Origin of the sequence: Hymenobacter sp. BT491 (assembly GCF_014349165.1) — a bacterium.
GTDB classification, from domain to species: Bacteria; Bacteroidota; Bacteroidia; order Cytophagales; family Hymenobacteraceae; genus Hymenobacter; species Hymenobacter jejuensis.
The window spans coordinates 914,451-930,525 of the sequence record NZ_JACSJJ010000003.1; the positions used below are offsets into that span (position 1 = coordinate 914,451).

15 protein-coding genes and 1 tRNA gene are annotated in these 16,075 nt (G+C 57.7%); 11 read left to right on the top strand and 5 right to left on the bottom strand.

Features of this window, described 5'->3' with window-relative positions; all coding sequences use genetic code 11:
* The first annotated feature begins 99 nt into the window (after positions 1–99).
* The 7 genes from H9I52_RS15395 to H9I52_RS15425 all read left to right on the top strand — a co-directional run bounded on the left by H9I52_RS15395 (position 100) and on the right by H9I52_RS15425 (position 8,681).
* Positions 100–1,338: a Pycsar system effector family protein gene (locus H9I52_RS15395; protein ID WP_187454560.1), complete on the top strand. Its 1,239-nt coding sequence runs from the start codon at positions 100–102 to the stop codon at positions 1,336–1,338.
* Between the two features lie 257 nt (positions 1,339–1,595).
* Positions 1,596–3,341: a circadian clock protein KaiC gene (kaiC, locus tag H9I52_RS15400; RefSeq protein WP_187454561.1), complete on the top strand. Its 1,746-nt coding sequence runs from the start codon at positions 1,596–1,598 to the stop codon at positions 3,339–3,341.
* Between the two features lie 40 nt (positions 3,342–3,381).
* Entirely contained in the window at positions 3,382–3,672 is a 291-nt protein-coding gene (locus tag H9I52_RS15405; RefSeq protein WP_139517765.1) for a circadian clock KaiB family protein, read from the top strand.
* 9 nt (positions 3,673–3,681) lie between these two features.
* A complete protein-coding gene (locus H9I52_RS15410; protein ID WP_187454562.1) occupies positions 3,682–4,020 on the top strand; it encodes a circadian clock KaiB family protein in 339 nt (112 codons plus the stop codon).
* A complete protein-coding gene (locus H9I52_RS15415; protein WP_187454563.1) occupies positions 4,013–5,728 on the top strand; it encodes an ATP-binding protein in 1,716 nt (571 codons plus the stop codon). Before H9I52_RS15410 ends, H9I52_RS15415 begins: the two co-directional genes overlap by 8 nt.
* 58 nt (positions 5,729–5,786) lie before the next feature.
* Positions 5,787–6,209, top strand: coding sequence for a response regulator (locus tag H9I52_RS15420; protein WP_139515712.1), 423 nt, complete (start codon positions 5,787–5,789; stop codon positions 6,207–6,209).
* 297 nt (positions 6,210–6,506) lie between these two features.
* On the top strand, positions 6,507–8,681 hold the full coding sequence (locus H9I52_RS15425; protein ID WP_139515711.1) for a bifunctional alpha,alpha-trehalose-phosphate synthase (UDP-forming)/trehalose-phosphatase: 2,175 nt from the start codon (positions 6,507–6,509) through the stop codon (positions 8,679–8,681).
* Positions 8,682–8,725: 44 nt separating this feature from the next.
* Here the strand turns inward: H9I52_RS15425 and H9I52_RS15430 are convergent, their stop codons facing one another.
* Positions 8,726–9,907 (bottom strand): DUF2652 domain-containing protein, encoded by a 1,182-nt coding sequence (locus H9I52_RS15430; RefSeq protein ID WP_187454564.1) that lies wholly within the window; start codon positions 9,905–9,907, stop codon positions 8,726–8,728.
* 133 nt (positions 9,908–10,040) lie between these two features.
* Here H9I52_RS15430 and H9I52_RS15435 point away from each other — a divergent pair.
* The 4 genes from H9I52_RS15435 (at position 10,041) to H9I52_RS15450 (ending at position 13,345) form a co-directional block, all read left to right on the top strand.
* Positions 10,041–10,112, top strand: a tRNA-Arg gene (locus H9I52_RS15435).
* Between the two features lie 197 nt (positions 10,113–10,309).
* Complete coding sequence (locus H9I52_RS15440; protein ID WP_187454565.1) at positions 10,310–10,663, top strand: hypothetical protein; 354 nt, start codon at positions 10,310–10,312, stop codon at positions 10,661–10,663.
* A gap of 195 nt (positions 10,664–10,858) precedes the next feature.
* Complete coding sequence (locus H9I52_RS15445) at positions 10,859–11,842, top strand: YitT family protein (protein WP_187454566.1); 984 nt, start codon at positions 10,859–10,861, stop codon at positions 11,840–11,842.
* Positions 11,843–12,040: 198 nt separating this feature from the next.
* The gene (locus tag H9I52_RS15450) at positions 12,041–13,345 is read left to right on the top strand and encodes a cation:proton antiporter (RefSeq protein ID WP_187454567.1); all 1,305 of its coding nucleotides are present in this window, start codon (positions 12,041–12,043) and stop codon (positions 13,343–13,345) included.
* Between the two features lie 108 nt (positions 13,346–13,453).
* On the opposite strand, the gene H9I52_RS15455 is transcribed toward H9I52_RS15450, so the two are convergent.
* The 4 genes from H9I52_RS15455 to H9I52_RS15470 all read right to left on the bottom strand — a co-directional run bounded on the left by H9I52_RS15455 (position 13,454) and on the right by H9I52_RS15470 (position 15,535).
* Positions 13,454–13,726 carry a hypothetical protein gene (locus tag H9I52_RS15455; protein ID WP_139515706.1) on the bottom strand — a complete coding sequence of 91 codons (273 nt, stop codon included), beginning with the start codon at positions 13,724–13,726 and terminating at the stop codon, positions 13,454–13,456.
* Positions 13,727–13,783: 57 nt separating this feature from the next.
* Entirely contained in the window at positions 13,784–14,128 is a 345-nt protein-coding gene (locus H9I52_RS15460) for a hypothetical protein (protein WP_187454568.1), read from the bottom strand.
* A gap of 134 nt (positions 14,129–14,262) precedes the next feature.
* A complete protein-coding gene (locus H9I52_RS15465) occupies positions 14,263–14,682 on the bottom strand; it encodes a hypothetical protein (protein WP_187454569.1) in 420 nt (139 codons plus the stop codon).
* 205 nt (positions 14,683–14,887) lie between these two features.
* The gene (locus tag H9I52_RS15470; RefSeq protein ID WP_187454570.1) at positions 14,888–15,535 is read right to left on the bottom strand and encodes a response regulator; all 648 of its coding nucleotides are present in this window, start codon (positions 15,533–15,535) and stop codon (positions 14,888–14,890) included.
* Between the last annotated feature and the right edge of the window lie 540 nt (positions 15,536–16,075).

Below are 16,075 nucleotides of genomic sequence, written 5' to 3' on the forward strand. Positions count from 1 at the left end.
AGCTTCGGCCCGTAAAAAACTTCAGCGCACAGTTCGCGTTCTAAGCGAATCAGGAGCTGTTGCTACACTTTCCCGGCTGCTCCCTACTCGTTCCGCCCTATGGAAACCATTGCCACACTCAAACCCGCTAAGGCCGAGATCATCAAGCAAGCCAAGGCATATATTACAACGCTTTTCGAAGAAAAGCTACCGCGTCAGCTCGTATATCACACGCTGAAACACACTAGCTTAACCGTAAAAGAAGCGCGGGCCCTGGGGCAGGCGGCCGGCCTGTCGGAAGCCGACCTCGAAGCACTAGTGCTGGCCGCCTGGTTTCACGATTCGGGCTACATCGACGCCTACGACGGCCACGAATACCGCAGCATGGAACTGGCCGAGCAGTGGCTGACTGAACAGGGCTACCCCGCCGACCGCATTGCCGTAATAAAAGACACCATTGCGGCCACGCACCGCGACGGCTCGCGCGAAACCGAGCTGCAAAAGTTGCTCGTGGATGCCGACATGAGCAACCTGGGCACGCCGGAATTTTTTGCCAATGCCGAGCTGCTGCGCGTGGAATGGGAGTCGATGCTGGGCAAAACGTACTCGAACGTGGAGTGGGCCGAAAGTCAGCTCGATTTTCTGATGACTACCAACTTCCTCACCGAAGTGGCCGCCGACCGTTACAAAGAGCAATTCAAAGAGAATATCAAGGAGCAGCGTAAGGCGCTCAAGAAGATCGAGAAGAAGCACAAGAAGAAAGAGGAAGCCGAAACCGAAACCTTCGCCGAGCCCAAGCGGGGCATCGAAACGATGTTTCGGACGATGTACAGCAACCACATGAAGCTTTCGGACATGGCCGACAAAAAGGCCAACATGATGATCAGCCTCAACGCGGTGCTTATTTCGTTGATCATCACCTATTTAGGCGCCAAGATCGGCGGCAAGTCGACGGTCATCAATCCGGCTTTCATCCGCAACCCCATCCTGACCATCCCAATGGGCTTGCTGCTGGCCACGGCCTTGGGCTCGGTGGTATCGGCCATTTTGTGCGCCCAACCCGACGTCACGAGCTTCAAGTGGCTGGAACGCAGCCCCCAAATTGCGACCAACCGCCGCGTCAACCTGCTGTTTTTCGGCAACTTCAGCAAGCTCAGCCTCGACGACTTCCAAAGTGGCATGACTGAGATCATGCGCCAGAAAGACAAGCTTTACACCAACATGGTGACCGACATCTACTACCTCGGCGAGGTGCTCACGCGCAAGTACCGTCTGCTGCGCATCAGCTACACCATCTTCATGGTCGGCCTGATTCTGACGGCGCTTTCGTTTGGCATCGCCTTGCTGTATAAGGCATAATACCTTCTACACAACTAATTAATAATCAAGTATTTATATAGAGAGCTAAATTTCTGATTTTTGCTTTTAGGGCAGCGAAAACGGTTGCGTTTGGGCAGCCTTCTTGTTGAGCGGCGCTGGTACGGTGCCGCTCATTTTTATTTTTCTGACGAATCCCGAACGCAATGCCTAGCAAGCGGCGTTGCGCACCCTGATTGCCGCTGCTTTCGGCAGCACTCCCTGCAGAAAGGCTTATCTTTAGCTTAAACTACTACTTCATGCAAGAAGAAAAAACTTCTTCCGCCGCTGTTTTGCCCCGGTTGCCCAAGGTGATGACGGGTATCGAAGGGCTGGATGAGATCACGGAAGGGGGCTTGCCCGCGGGGCGCCCTACCCTAGTATGCGGCAGCGCGGGCTGCGGCAAAACCCTGATGGGCATCGAGTTTCTGGTGCGCGGCATCTTGGATTACGACGAGCCCGGCGTGCTGATGGCCTTCGAGGAAACCGCGGAAGAGCTGACGGCCAACGTCACGTCGCTGGGCTTCGATTTGGCGGGCTTGCAGGCCCAAAAGAAGCTCAAGGTCGACCACGTGCACGTCGATCGGTCGGAGATCGAAGAAACCGGAGAGTACGACCTAGAAGGCCTGTTTATCCGGCTCGGATACGCCATCGACTCCATTGGGGCCAAGCGCGTGGTGCTGGATACCATCGAATCGCTTTTTTCGGGTTTCCCCAACGAAGCGGTGTTGCGCTCCGAGGTGCGGCGGCTGTTTCGCTGGCTGAAGGACAAGGGCGTCACGACCATCATCACGGCCGAGCGCGGCGACGGCACCCTCACGCGCCAAGGCCTGGAAGAATACGTTTCGGACTGCGTGATTCTGCTAGACAACCGTGTGATCGACCAAATTACGACGCGGCGGCTGCGCATCGTGAAGTACCGCGGCAGCACCCACGGCACCAACGAATATCCGTACCTGATTACGCAGGACGGCATTTCGGTGCTGCCCGTGACCTCGCTGAAACTGGACCACGACGTATCCGACAAAATTGTTTCGTCGGGCGTACCTGCTCTGGATAAGATGTTTGGACGCGGTGGTTTTTTCCAAGGCAGCAGCATCCTGATCACCGGCACGGCGGGCACGGCCAAAACCACGCTGGCGGCATCATTTGCCAACGCTATCTGTCAGCATAACCAGCGCTGCCTGTATTTCGCCTTCGAGGAGTCGCCGCAGCAGCTGGTGCGCAACATGCGCTCGGTGGGCATGGATTTGGGGCCTTGGCTAGACAAAGACTTGCTGCGCATCGAAGCGTCGCGCCCGACCCTCAATGGGCTGGAGCAGCACCTCGTCACGCTGCACAAGCAGGTGAGCGAGTTTCGCCCCGACGCCGTCGTGATCGACCCGATCAGCAACCTGATTACTGTCGGCAACATCTCGGAGGTGCGCAGCATGCTCACGCGGCTGATCGACTACCTGAAAGTCAATAACATCACGGCGCTGTTTACGTCGCTGCTCAGCGGACGCAACATTCAGCAAGAGATGACCGAAGAGGGCGTTTCTTCGTTAGTAGATACGTGGCTGAGCGTCCGCGATCTGGAAGGTATCGGGGAACGAAACCGGGGCATCAGTATTCTGAAGTCGCGGGGCATGGCACACTCCAACCAGGTGCGCGAGTTCCTGGTGACCGAGCACGGCGTGCAGCTCCTCGATGTGGTAATTGGGCCAGCAGGCATCGTGACCGGCGCCGGCCGCCTGACCCAGCAGATGCAGGAGCAGGCCGAAGCCTTGGCCGCCAAGGCGGAGATGGACCGCAAGGACCGCGAGCTCGACCGCAAGCGCCGCGTGCTGGAATCGACGATTGCCAACCTGCGTACCGAGTTTGAGTCGGTGGAAGAGGAACTGCGCCAGATCAACCATCAGGAGCTGCTACGCCAGCAGGCGCTCGCGGCCGGCCGCGAACACATCTTGGGCGCTTCCTCCAACGAAAAGAATTTCCAATCAGGCGACAAGAAGCCCAATTCGTAATCCCTTGCAAAAGAACACCTTAACCGACACCTCGCCCGTAATGGAAGACGAAACCTGGGAGCTACGGCTATACGTAGCCGGCCAAACTACCAAATCAGTGACCGCCCTGGCCAATCTGAGAAAATACTGCGAGACGTATCTGAAGGGACGTTATAAACTGGAAGTAATTGATTTACTGCAACATCCACAATTAGCGGAGGGCGATCAGATCTTGGCCATCCCGACCTTGGTGCGGAAAGTACCCGTGCCCATCCGGAAGATCATCGGCGACTTGTCCAACCAAGAACGGGTGCTGGTTGGGCTGGATATCCGGCCGATTGATCTCAAATAACCCGCCCGAATGGAAGCCACGGAATCAGAAGAATCCCCTATTTCAGCAGAGCCCGATTACGTGCTTCACCTGTACATCACCGGCGCCACGCCCAATTCCACTCGGGCGGTCCGCAACATCAAGGAAATCTGTGAGCAGTACCTGAAAGGCCGCTACGAGCTGCTGATCGTAGATATTTACCAGCAACCCAACTTGGCCCAGCGAGAGCAAATCATCGCGGCGCCTACGCTCATCAAGCGGCACCCCCTGCCGGTGCGCCGCTTGGTTGGCGATCTTTCGCAGCGCGAACAGGTATTGGCGGCCTTGCAGCTGCCCTTACTACCCAACCCCGATGGTGCCAATGAATGAAGCTTCTGTGTCTACTGCCGCTGCGCTAGCCCGCGAAAACGAGGAGCTGCGCCTGCAACTTCTGGAAGCCGAAGAGCTGATTACTGCCATTCGGACGGGAGCGGTAGATGCCTTGGCCGTGCAGGGTGCCGATGGTCCGCGCATCTTCACTTTGGAAGGCGCCGACCAAAGCTACCGCACGCTCATTGAGCAGATGAACGAAGGCGCGCTGCTACTCGGCGAAGACGCCACCGTGCTGTACTGCAACGCCTGCATGGCCGAGTTGCTGGATCGGGCGCTGGAAGAAATGATTGGCGGTACCTTCGACCGCTTTGTGCCCGCCGAATTTCGGACTTACTGGACTACCCTGTGTGAAAGCGGCTGGGCCGTGGGTAAGGCCAAAGGCGAGTTGCCACTCATGACGTATGCCGGTGTGTTGGTGCCGTTTGCGCTCTCGATGAACGTGCTCACCTTCAACAGTGCTTCCGTATTGGCCGTGATTGTCACGGACTTATCGGCGCAGCGCAAGATCAACACCATCCAGGCCCAGGTAGCGGAGCAGAATGCCGTCATCGACCGCAAAAACGAGGAGCTAAAACGGCAGGAAGCCGCGCGCCTAGTGAGTGAGCAAGCCGCGGCCGAAGCCAACCGCATGCTGGAAGGCATTCCGCACATCGCCTGGACGGCCAGCCCCGAAGGCGTGAACACATCGCTGAACCGGCGCTGGTTTAGCTTTATCGGTCGGGAATCGGCCGAAACAAACGACATCCGCTGGCTGGAACACCTGCACCCCGACGACCACGGCCCGGCCGATGTGCGCTGGCGAACCTGCTTGCGCACGGGCGCCACCTTTGAAATGGAATACCGCTTCCGCAACAAAGACGGCGACTACCGCTGGATGCTGGGCCGCGCCCTGCCTTCCTACGATGAGCAGGGCCACATCATCGAGTGGATAGGCACCTGCACCGACATTCACGAGCACAAGCTGGCTCTCGAACGCATCGACCAGGCCCAACGGCAGCTTCAGGACAACAACGAGCAACTGCGCCGCGCCAACGTCGACCTCGATAACTTCATCTATACGGCCTCCCACGACCTGAAAGCGCCGATCAGCAACATCGAAGGGTTGCTGCATGCCTTGCTGTGGGAGCTTCCCAAGGAGAAGCGCTCGGGGGAAGTAGAGCCCATTATGAACATGATTCAGGATTCGGTGGACCGCTTCAAGCGCACCATCGAGCACCTGACCGAAGTGTCGAAGCTGCAAAAGGAGCATGCGCAGCCCACCGCCTGGATGCGGCTAGCCGATGTTATTCAGGAAGTTACCCTCGATCTGGCGCCCCTGGTGCAAGCCTCCGGCGCGCAACTCATCGTGGACGTGGAAGCCTGCCCGGCCATTGCGTTTAGCGAGAAAAATCTGCGCAGCGTCATCTACAACCTGCTCAGCAATGCCCTCAAGTACCGCGCCCCCGGCCGCGTGCCCGAAGTGCGCCTGTTCTGCCAGACCAAAGCCGACTACGTGGTGCTGGAAGTCCACGACAACGGCCTGGGCCTGACGCCATCCAATCAGCTCAAGCTGTTCTCGATGTTCCAACGCTTTCATTCGCACGTCGATGGCAGCGGCATTGGGCTATACATGGTGAAGAAAATGGTAGAAAATGCCGGCGGCAAGATCGAGGTATCCAGCCAGCTCGACATCGGCTCCACGTTCTCGGTGTACTTCCGGCGTTAAAGCTGGCCTTGAAATTAAAACCTTATTAATCAATAGTTTACGCCCAACTTTCCGTTTCATGCAAAAGCTGACTTGCGCGCTGCTGGTTGACGACGATCAGACCACCAATTATCTTAATCAGTTACTACTGAAGCGCTTAGCCGTAACCGAAAAGCTCCTGATCGCCAACAATGGCCAGGAGGCGCTGGACCTGCTCCAGCAGCACTGCCACACTGCCACCCCCGATTGCCCCGTGCTGATTCTGCTGGACGTGAAAATGCCCATCATGAACGGCTTCGAGTTTCTGGAAGCGTACGCGCAGCTTCCGTTTGCGCAGGGGCAAACCATTGTCATTGTGATGCTTACCACGTCGCTGCACCCCCAAGACGTGCAACGGCTGGAACACCTCAACATCTCGGACTTCGTCAACAAACCGCTCACCGAGGAAAAAATTGACAGCATTCTGCGCAAGCATTTCGCGCGCCAACTGCCGAAGGCGTAATCGGTAAGCAGCAGTTGGGGGCTGGTTAACCGCTCGGCTGATTACAGCGCAATAATTTATATTTTATAATTATCTTATTATCAATTACTTATGAATAAGCCAAAAGACGGCTCTTGCACTCGCTCCGCGCGATGACAATCCGCAGCGAGGCGCGCTGAGCCTTGGAATCGGCCGGCCTTTTCGCGGCATTTGCGGGCAGATTCTGCGGGCATGGACCCGCACCGGCGGCCGGCGGATTTACGGCGGAATCGGATTTTCTTCCGTAGGTATTAGGGAGTATCATCCGTAAAGTACGTTATGACCCGAACGATTATCGTCTCTAACCGCCTGCCTACCAAAGTACTACGCACCGAAGAAGGCCTCACGTTTCAGCCCAGCGAAGGCGGGCTGGCCACGGGCCTGGGCTCAATTTACCGCGCCGACAACAATGTGTGGGTGGGCTGGCCAGGCTTGTTTGTGGAGGACGTGGCCGAACAGGAATTCGTGACCGAGCAGCTGCGCACCGACAGCATGGCCCCGGTCTTTCTGACCGAAACCGAAATCCGGGATTACTACGAGGGCTTCAGCAACGAGACGCTCTGGCCCACTTTCCATTACTTCCCGCAATACACCGTCTACGACGACACTTTCTGGGCGGCCTACGTGGCCGTAAACGAGAAATTCTGCCGGGCCGTGCTGGAGCTGGCCGGCCCCGACGACACCATCTGGGTGCACGACTACCAATTGCTCTTGCTGCCGCAGATGCTGCGCCAGGCGCGGCCCCAGGCCACCATCGGCTTTTTCCTGCACATCCCCTTTCCTTCTTATGAGCTGTTGCGGGCGCTGCCGTGGCGGGCCGAGCTGTTGCAGGGCATGCTGGGCGCCGACCTCATCGGGTTCCACACCTTCGGCTACATGCGCCATTTTCTGAGCTCGGTGTCGCAGCTACTGGGGCTTTCCAGCCAGAACGGCCGGATCGAAACGGCTACCCGCACGGTGCTGGTCGATGCCTTCCCGATGGGCATTGACTACGAGCGCTATGCCCAAGCTGCGGCGTCGGAAGAGGCCCGGCAGCACGAGCAAGAATACCGGCAAGCCTTGCAGGACGCCCGCGTGATTCTGTCCATCGACCGCCTCGACTACAGCAAGGGCATTGCCCAGCGGCTGCGGGCGTTTGAGCTGCTCCTGACGCGCTATCCCGAGTGGCGCGGGCAAGTCTGCCTGATTATGGTAGTGGTACCCTCTCGCGATCAAGTTCCTCAATATCAATCACTTAAAGAAGAAATTGATGAATTGGTCGGCCGCATTAATGCGCAGTACCGTACCATTTCCTGGAATCCTATTCAGTACTTCTACCGCTCGCTGCCGTTGCATGAGCTGGCCACGCTCTACCGCATGGCCGACGTGGCCTTGGTGACGCCCATGCGCGACGGTATGAACCTGGTAGCCAAGGAGTTCATTGCCAGTAAAGCCGACCAGCGCGGCGTCCTGATCTTGAGTGAGCGAGCCGGCGCCGCCCGTGAGCTATCGGATGCTCTCATCATCAACCCGACGGACATGGGCCAACTGGCCGAGGCCATGCACGAGGCGTTGGTCATGCCCGAAGAAGAGCAAGTGCAACGCATGCGGATGATGCAGGCACTGGTACGCCAATACGACGTTTTTGCCTGGACTGATCTGTTTATGAACCAGTTAACGCAAAGCAAAAGCCAGCAATTCACCCTTTCCACTACCTTGCTCGATGCCAAGATTAGCCAGGAGTTGGTGCAGGCGTATGAGCAGGCCTCGCAGCGCTTGCTCCTGCTCGATTACGATGGCACGCTGGCTCCTTTTCACCGCGACCCGAAGCGTGCCCAGCCCGACCAGGAACTGCGCCTGCTATTGCGCGCCCTGACCGACATTCCGCAGAACCGGGTGGTGCTGATCAGTGGGCGCGACCGCGAGACTTTGGCCGCGTGGCTGGGGCATCTGCCGCTCGACATCATTGCGGAACACGGCGTGTGGCTGCGCACGGCCGGCCAGGACTGGACCATGTTTCAGGATCTGAAAGCCGACTGGAAGGACAGCATGCGTGCGGTGCTGGAGTTGTACGTCAACCGCACGGCCGGCGCCTTCATCGAGGAGAAAGACTATTCGCTGGCCTGGCACTACCGCCGCGCCGACCCAGGCCTAGCCGCCATCCGGACGCGGGAATTAATGAGTCACCTCACATTTCTGGCCGCCAACACCGATTTGCAGGTCATGGAGGGCAATAAAGTCGTTGAAATTAAGAATGCGGGCATTCACAAAGGCACGGCCGCGGCGCGCTGGCTCAGCACCTACCAGCCCGATTTCATCTTGGCCATCGGCGACGACCGCACCGACGAAGATACCTTCGGGGCCATGCCACCGGAGGCCTATACCGTGAAGGTGGGCATCATGCCGCGTTCACTGGCCCGCTTCCACGTGACTAGCGTCACCGAAGTCCGCAACTTGTTACGCAGCCTGCTGTAAAGCCCGGATTTTGGCCTCTTGATAACTGGTTGATTATCAAATAATTACTTGTCTACTGTTTTCCTGTTCATGCGTTCGCAGAGGGCGGCCAACTGTCGGATGGAGGCGCCCAAAAACCGGTGCATCCGCCGAAGCTGCCCAAACTGCACTACCCGGCTGCCTACCACATGGCCGTAGCGAAACTCCAAGGTTACGAGGCAGGAACGGGCATCGACGGGCTGAATGAAATAGAACAGCAGCGAGTTGGGAAACACCCGAAACAGCGAAATCTTCTCGACGTACTCCGTGCGTTCTTCCTCATCCTCAAATAGTTGCACGGCCTGAAAGTCGATCTGGCCCCGGTTGAGATTGACTTTGTAGCTGGTGCCGAGGCGGCCGGCTTTGGTCAGGTCGTAGAGCACGCCGGTAGCACCCTGCAGCCAGCGGGAGCGCAGCCGAAAGTTGCTGATGACACGCAGCGCATAGGAAGCCGGCACCCGAATGGCCCGCCGCACCTGCAACGCGTTGCTCTGCTGGCCGCTGGGCGAAGGGCCGGCATCGGCACTTTCGAGCAGTTGGCGCAGCGGCGTGAGGTGGGCGTAGCGATACTCGATGCGCCCAAGGTGCTCGTAGACGGTGCTGCCGCGCAACAGCCGCGTCCAGGTGAAGCTGCGGGCGATGTCGGCGGGCGTTTGGGTCTGGAGGTAGTCTTCGGAAAATAGGGCGTATTCGCTACCCGTCACATCGTTTTTGAGCAGGCGATGCACCACAATCAGGTCGCGGCCCATGAGTTTGGTATGCTCCCGAATCTGAGCGATGCTCACGCGTCCGTAGTGCACGATGATCTTGAGCGTGAGGTCGTTGTTGCGCAGGGCGGCGCCCAGGTCAGAATCGGTGTCGCGCTCCACGAGGCGCAAATAATTCTGGAAATCCAGAAAAATCCGGCGGCACTGCATCACCATATCCGCGATGGACGGCGGCGGCCCCAGACGATAAAACAAAATCGCATCGCCCTGAATTTCACTCACTTGCATATCCAGCAAGTTGGCTTCGATCAGGATCTCGAGCAAATCGGCAATCAGATACGGCGCCAAGCGGCTCCCGGAAGCCTCGATGAAGCGCGTAAAACCACTGATATCCGGAATGAACAGCAGGGCCGGCACCATGTAGTCGGTGCCTGGGTTCGGCGTTTTCCAGCGGCCACCCGCAGCACGGCGCGAGGCGCGCAAATCGTCGAGTAAGCCCATAAAAAACGGAAGGTCGACAGTAATAGAGGAGGGGAAAGCAAGCCGCAAGTTAGGTCGCTATACGCGGTCGGCAAGCCGCGGGGTTTGGGAGAGAGGCGGCTTTCGGGCTACCTTTGTATTACTTCCCGCTGCTGGCCCCGTAGTTCAACGGATAGAATAGAAGTTTCCTAAACTTTTGATGTGGGTTCGATTCCCGCCGGGGCTACTAAAACCTTCTTTACGCTTCGTAAGGAAGGTTTTTTTGTTCCGGCCGTAATTTGGCTTCTTTAGTAACGCTTCGTCAAGATGCCGAAGCAGGGAACCAGCGCAGCACAACTGGTGGTTAAAATTCAGAGAATCTGCGTATATACATATTCCGCTATCCGGTTTCGCTTGCTACACTTCGCCTCCATACTGCCTCGTTTGCGCCTCCCGCTGCTCGCCGTTTTGCTGTGGGCGGCCGGGCTGAGTCAGCAACGGGTGCTGGCGGCTGGCAAGGCTACCGTACCGGCAACGGTTGTACGTGCCCATGAGCAGAATTCTGCTCAGCCGGCTCAACTAACTAGCGGCTCGGAGCTCAACCGCGAGGCCGTCGCCCCGCCCGAGCCCGGACCGCTGCCGCTCGGCGGGCCTGGTCCGGCGCTTGTGCCCTTGCTACCGGGGTTTGCCCCCACATGGGTAGTCGCGGCACTGGTACTGGCGCCGCGCCCCACGGCCCTGCCCAACTATTTTCGGGTCCGGCTGCTGCTGACGGCCCTTTCGCCGAACGCCCCCTAACTACAAACTACAAACCACCTCTTGTAGGTGCCGCGCTCCCAGCGTCCTCTTACCAAGATCAGCGGATGTGGCGGCTACCTTTTCGTGTTTGTTTCATTACGGGGTATCTTCTTGTCGATCAATGCTTTGCAACAAGCCATTAAGCCACAAAGCATGGTCCGACAAGAACACCGACCTTGACCTACCAATAGTTACATGTTTCTTCAACAACTTTTGATGCACCGCCTGACGGAAAAAAAACGGGCGGTCGGTGCGTCCAGCCGTTTGCCTGTTCCTTCTGCTCCGCCCACCCCGGAAAACTGGGTATTTCCCTTCGCCGGCTGGTGGATCAAGCGCCAGCTGATTCAGGTTGCGATGCTGGTTGCCGGCATTTTCTCGGCCGCGCTCGGCCTGAAAGCGTTCCTGTTGCCCAACGGGTTTATCGACGGCGGTGTTACGGGTATCTCTTTGTTAGTAAGCCAGTTAACAGGCATATCGCTATCCATTCTGATTGTACTGATTAACATCCCATTCATCATTCTGGGGTATTTTCAGCTGGGCAAATGGTTTGCCTTCAAGACCTTAGCCACCATTCTGGCGCTGGCCTTGGTGCTGCTGGTGGTGTCGTTTCCTACACTCACGCAGGACAAACTGCTGATTGCCGTGTTTGGCGGCTTCTTCTTGGGAGCAGGCATCGGGCTGACGGTGCGCGGCGGGGCCGTGCTGGACGGCAGCGAGGTGCTGGCCGTGTACGTGAGCAAGCGCACGGCCCTGTCGGTGGGCGATGTGGTGCTGGTCATCAACATCCTGATTTTTGGGGCGGCGGCCTTGCTGCTGTCCGTCGAAACGGCCTTGTACTCGATCTTGGCGTATCTGGCGGCGGCCAAAACGATGGATTTCATCATCGAAGGCATCGAGGAATACACCGGCGTCACGATTATCTCCTCGCAGAGCGAGGCCATCCGCCTGATGGTCACGGAAAAGCTCGGTCGCGGGGCCACCATCTACTCCGGCAAGCGCGGCTACGGCTCCCGGGGTCACAACCACGAAGCCATCGACGTCATCTTTACGGTAGTCACGCGCTTGGAGGTAACCCAGCTCACCGACGAGATCAACAAGATTGACAATCAGGCCTTCGTGGTAATGCACAGCGTGCGCGATACCAAAGGCGGCCTGGTAAAAAAGCGGCCGCTGCACTAAGCGCCGGCCCCGCAAGCCACGCGGTACGCACAGTCGGCCCAAGAGCAATTGTTGTGCTTTTGTGCCGACTCGCCGTATACGGCCCTACTGCGGCGCTCGCCTACACTACAGCGGCGACCGGTTTATAGCGGCATGCCAAGGGATGGCAAAATTAAATGCGCCGCAATCAACTGACTTTTAATGCGTTAACGACGATCTATGTCAGTTTACAATATCGTGATGGTCCTGATGGGGATCGCTATTTTGGGGGTGGCTTGGCTGCCCTCGCTGCTGGAAAAATACCCGTTGTCATACCCCATTTTCTACATTGGGCTGGGCATGTTGGTGTATTGGCTACCGCTGGGCATGCCCGCCGCCGATCCGTTTCAACACCCCAAACTGGTGACGCACCTCTCCGAGCTGTGCGTGATTGTGGCGCTCACGGGCACCGGCCTCAAAATCGACAGGCCGTTTTCCCTGCGCACGTGGCGCACGCCGCTGCTGCTCGTGCTGGTGCTGATGGTGCTGACCATTGCCGGGTTTACAGTGGCGGGTTGGCTGCTGGGGCTGGCGCCGGCGTCGGCGGTGCTGCTGGCGGCCTCGTTGGCTCCCACCGATCCGGTGCTGGCCGGCGACGTGCAGGTGGGCGATCCGGGCGAGGGCCAGGAAGACAACGTGCGCTTTTCTCTTACCGGTGAGGCCGGGCTGAACGACGGCCTTGCCTTTCCGTTTGTGTACCTGGCTCTGGCGTTACTGCCGGTGGCCGCCGCGCCCCTCGCCGACCGGATTATCCACTGGCTCTGGATGGATATTCTGTACCGGACCGTGGCTGCCTTGTTTCTGGGGTGGCTGTCGGGCAAGCTGCTGGCTTACCTGATCTTTAGCTTGCCCAAGCGCGTGAGCATCAAGGCCGCGGCGTATGGATTTATCGCGCTGGCGGTTACCCTGACCACGTATGGCGTAACGGAACTGCTGCACGGCTATGGGTTTCTGGCCGTGTTTATTGCGGCGGTAACGCTGCGCAGCTACGAGCGCAAGCACGAGTACCACAAGCAAATGCACGCCTTCACCGACCAACTCGAGCGGCTGCTCATCGTCGTGATTCTGATCCTGCTAGGCGGCGCCATTGTCAGCGGCTTGCTGTCGTCGCTTACCTGGGCCGGCGTCGGGCTGTCGCTGCTGCTGATTTTGGTGCTGCGCCCCGTGGGCGGAATGCTCACCCTGGCCCGCTCGAAGCGGGTAACGTGGGCTGAGCGCGGCGTCATCTCGTTTTTCGGCATTCGCGGCATTGGCTCTATTTTTTACTTGGCCTTCGCCCTCGACAAAGCCGATTTCGCAGATGCCCGCCAGCTCTGGTCGATCTTGGGGTTTACCGTTTTGGTGTCGGTGGTGCTGCACGGTACGCTGGCCACGCCGGTTATGAACTGGCTGGACCGTCGCCACGGTCGCAAAACCTCCGCCGAACTAACCGATGCGGCCGCGGAAGAGCAACTCGCCGAGAGTGCTCTGGAGAGCGCCCAATAACCCCTGTAGTACTTCCTCGAACTCCTTTCCGCTCAAACAAAAAGAGACCGCCTCGGCTTGTAGCCGAGGCGGTCACTTTTTGTTTGCAAATATCTGATTTACAAGTATTTAATTAAGCCACATGGTATACAGCATCTGAAACCGATGCGGCGCGTAGGCATTGTAATAAGGAGCTTCGGCCTGAAAACCCAGGATGTGAATCAGGGGCATGCCTTCGAGCAGCGAGTTGACTACGCGCACGGGGTACAGCTTGCCCTCTTCGGGCCAATCGCCGGCGTGGTTGGCGGGTCGTTTGCTCACGTCGATGCACCGGGCGTAGTCGACTACGGGGGCGTGGCGCGTGGCTTCTTGCAGACTCAGATTCCCAACTTCGTACTCCATATTACAAGGGTATTTTCTAACTAAGTTATCGAATGTGAAGGCCTCGTTGCCAGCAGGTTAGAGCTGCCGACGGTAAGGCCGAAACGTATTGCCAGGCGCAGGAACAACTTCGCGGCCCATGCCACCATGCAACACAAAAAACTGATTGACAGCGTTTTGCAAACCAACCGTATCATCCAGACCGAGGTCGGCAAACACGTCCTTGCTATCGAGGGGGCTTTGCAAAGCACTCACGCGGCAAGTCGGGATTCCGAACGGATGGGCTACAAACAAGTGGCTACCGTCCTGCGCATCCCGGCTGTGTTGATACACCCAAGAGTCTAAAAAAAGTTTCTCCTGCTTTGCGCCGCTGCCGTCGGTGATCTTGTTAAAACCCAAACTCCTTAAATATTTCTCTGTCATTCTGTAAGTTACGCAGAATTAACAAGGATATTTTTTCTGAGCCGCCCACTGCCGGACGGGCGCCGCAAAGCAAAAGGAATATTTCGGCAAAAAAGGTCCCGGCCGGAGCAAAGAATCCGGGCAAAGGCTGTCAGCTACAGCGTTTTAAGCCACAAATCGGCCTCTTCCAGCGTGCGGAAGCGCTTAAATACCGGAGCAGTAGCAGACTGCGCAACGATGGCTTGCACCGAAAGGCGCTGCACCGGATTTTCGCCCTCCACGATGGCGCAATACGACAAGCCAGCCTGGCGCACGGCCCGCGGAATCCAATCTTGCGTGAGGGCCTGCTGCAACTCCAGCGACAGGGATTGGCGCTGGCCGTGGTGCGACAAAATCTTGGTGGCGGCCGTGCGTTGCAGCAACGTGAGCGCGTGTTCGTACAGCCCCATCACTTCAGCGCTTTGCGGGCTGCTGGCGTTCCAAGACAGGCGCACGTAGCCAGCGCTGTGGTAAAGGATGGTGCCGGCAGGATTTCGAAAGTAAAGAGTCTCGTGGAGGCGGGGTGAAGAAAGCATGCAACGGGGTGAGCAGAAGAGCAAAACGAAGGCGGCCGAAAGCTTCCTGACCTTCGGCGCTTCTTAATCGGAAAGCGTTCGGATGGGAGATAGTAAAATACAATATCCATTAAAATTGTTTAATCTCATAACCAATTGATATACAATGTTTTATAAAATCACCTCTCCGCAACAGCTCTGATCCGCGTCTTTTTCCTGCGTTATCTTACCCTAACAGGCCGTTGCTCATGGCGAACTTGATGAGGGCGGCCGTGTTCTTGGCCTGGGTTTTCTCGATGATGTTCTGGCGGTGGGTTTCCACCGTGCGCTTGCTGGTGAAGAGCTTGTCGGCGATCTCGGCGTTGGTCAGGCCCTCGGCGATGAGCTTGAGCACCTCCAGCTCCCGCTTCGACAGGTTGCCGTTGGTGCGAGGGCCATCACTGCTGACACCGTCGGAATTCTGCATTTTGTTGAGCAGGTTCAGCCCGATGGCCGAGCACAGGTATTGCTGCCCTTCGGCCACCGAATGAATGGCGAACACCAGCTCGGCGCGGCGCGAGTTTTTGAGCGCGTAGCCGGAAGCGCCCGCGTTCAGCGCCTGGGCCACGTAGCGCTCGTGGTCGAGCATTGAAAGCACCAGCACGCGTACCTCGGGGAAGTCGCGCTGCAAGTGCGTAAGGGTTTCGAAGCCGTCCATGCCCGGCATGTTCAGATCGAGCACCACTACATCAGCGGGGGTGGAAGGCAGCAGTTCCAACAATTCCAGGCCGTTGGATGCTTCGCCCACTACTTCCAGGTCGGGTTGGTCACGGAGCAAAGACCGGATGCCATCGCGAATAATGGCATGGTCATCGGTGAGAACAAGTCGGATCATGACAACAGAGCTGAAAGTACTGTGGGATAACCAGTTGGCCGAGGTTGGGTTCCGGACCTATTTATCTTAAGATACGGCATTGGGGGCAAAAGACAAACACGGCCGGCCAGCTGGTTTCTGACGTCGGCAAGTTAACGGCTTTAAACACCAAACCCTCGAAAGCATCTTCCGAGGGCTTAGGCTACCTAGCTGCGAGTCGGTAGAAACAAGAAAGCAAGTACAAGAAGGGCCGATAGCCGCGGGTGGCTATTGCCGCCTGTGAGCCGGCTGGCGGGCCCCGCTCCTACCCTACTTCAATGAGGTGTCGGTCATAGAGCTATGGGGATTAGGGTGAGAAAAAGAGTACCGTTTAGTAAACGTATAGCGCTGGCAAACGAGCACTCCATTTCGTCGAAAAACCGACTTCAATGGCTAAAATACCGCTTTTTACGGAAGCTACCTCAGTACAAACCCAACCGTCGGCGCAACTAACCGCAGGGGCGGCGGGCGCTCTCGCATCGCCACAAGTCAGCCGCGTTTGGGCAAAGTAATTAGCCGGCC

What these genes read in the sequence shown, in the direction of transcription:
- kaiC (WP_187454561.1), top strand. Translation starts at nt 1,596, where the DNA reads ATGCAAGAAGAAAAAACTTCTTCCGCCGCTGTTTTGCCCCGGTTGCCC.
- H9I52_RS15405 (WP_139517765.1), top strand. Translation starts at nt 3,382, where the DNA reads ATGGAAGACGAAACCTGGGAGCTACGGCTATACGTAGCCGGCCAAACT.
- H9I52_RS15450 (WP_187454567.1), top strand. Translation starts at nt 12,041, where the DNA reads ATGTCAGTTTACAATATCGTGATGGTCCTGATGGGGATCGCTATTTTG.
- H9I52_RS15470 (WP_187454570.1), bottom strand. Translation starts at nt 15,535, where the DNA reads ATGATCCGACTTGTTCTCACCGATGACCATGCCATTATTCGCGATGGC.
- H9I52_RS15430 (WP_187454564.1), bottom strand. Translation starts at nt 9,907, where the DNA reads ATGGGCTTACTCGACGATTTGCGCGCCTCGCGCCGTGCTGCGGGTGGC.
- H9I52_RS15395 (WP_187454560.1), top strand. Translation starts at nt 100, where the DNA reads ATGGAAACCATTGCCACACTCAAACCCGCTAAGGCCGAGATCATCAAG.
- H9I52_RS15455 (WP_139515706.1), bottom strand. Translation starts at nt 13,726, where the DNA reads ATGGAGTACGAAGTTGGGAATCTGAGTCTGCAAGAAGCCACGCGCCAC.
- H9I52_RS15465 (WP_187454569.1), bottom strand. Translation starts at nt 14,682, where the DNA reads ATGCTTTCTTCACCCCGCCTCCACGAGACTCTTTACTTTCGAAATCCT.
- H9I52_RS15445 (WP_187454566.1), top strand. Translation starts at nt 10,859, where the DNA reads ATGTTTCTTCAACAACTTTTGATGCACCGCCTGACGGAAAAAAAACGG.
- H9I52_RS15460 (WP_187454568.1), bottom strand. Translation starts at nt 14,128, where the DNA reads ATGACAGAGAAATATTTAAGGAGTTTGGGTTTTAACAAGATCACCGAC.
- H9I52_RS15420 (WP_139515712.1), top strand. Translation starts at nt 5,787, where the DNA reads ATGCAAAAGCTGACTTGCGCGCTGCTGGTTGACGACGATCAGACCACC.
- H9I52_RS15425 (WP_139515711.1), top strand. Translation starts at nt 6,507, where the DNA reads ATGACCCGAACGATTATCGTCTCTAACCGCCTGCCTACCAAAGTACTA.
- H9I52_RS15415 (WP_187454563.1), top strand. Translation starts at nt 4,013, where the DNA reads ATGAATGAAGCTTCTGTGTCTACTGCCGCTGCGCTAGCCCGCGAAAAC.
- H9I52_RS15410 (WP_187454562.1), top strand. Translation starts at nt 3,682, where the DNA reads ATGGAAGCCACGGAATCAGAAGAATCCCCTATTTCAGCAGAGCCCGAT.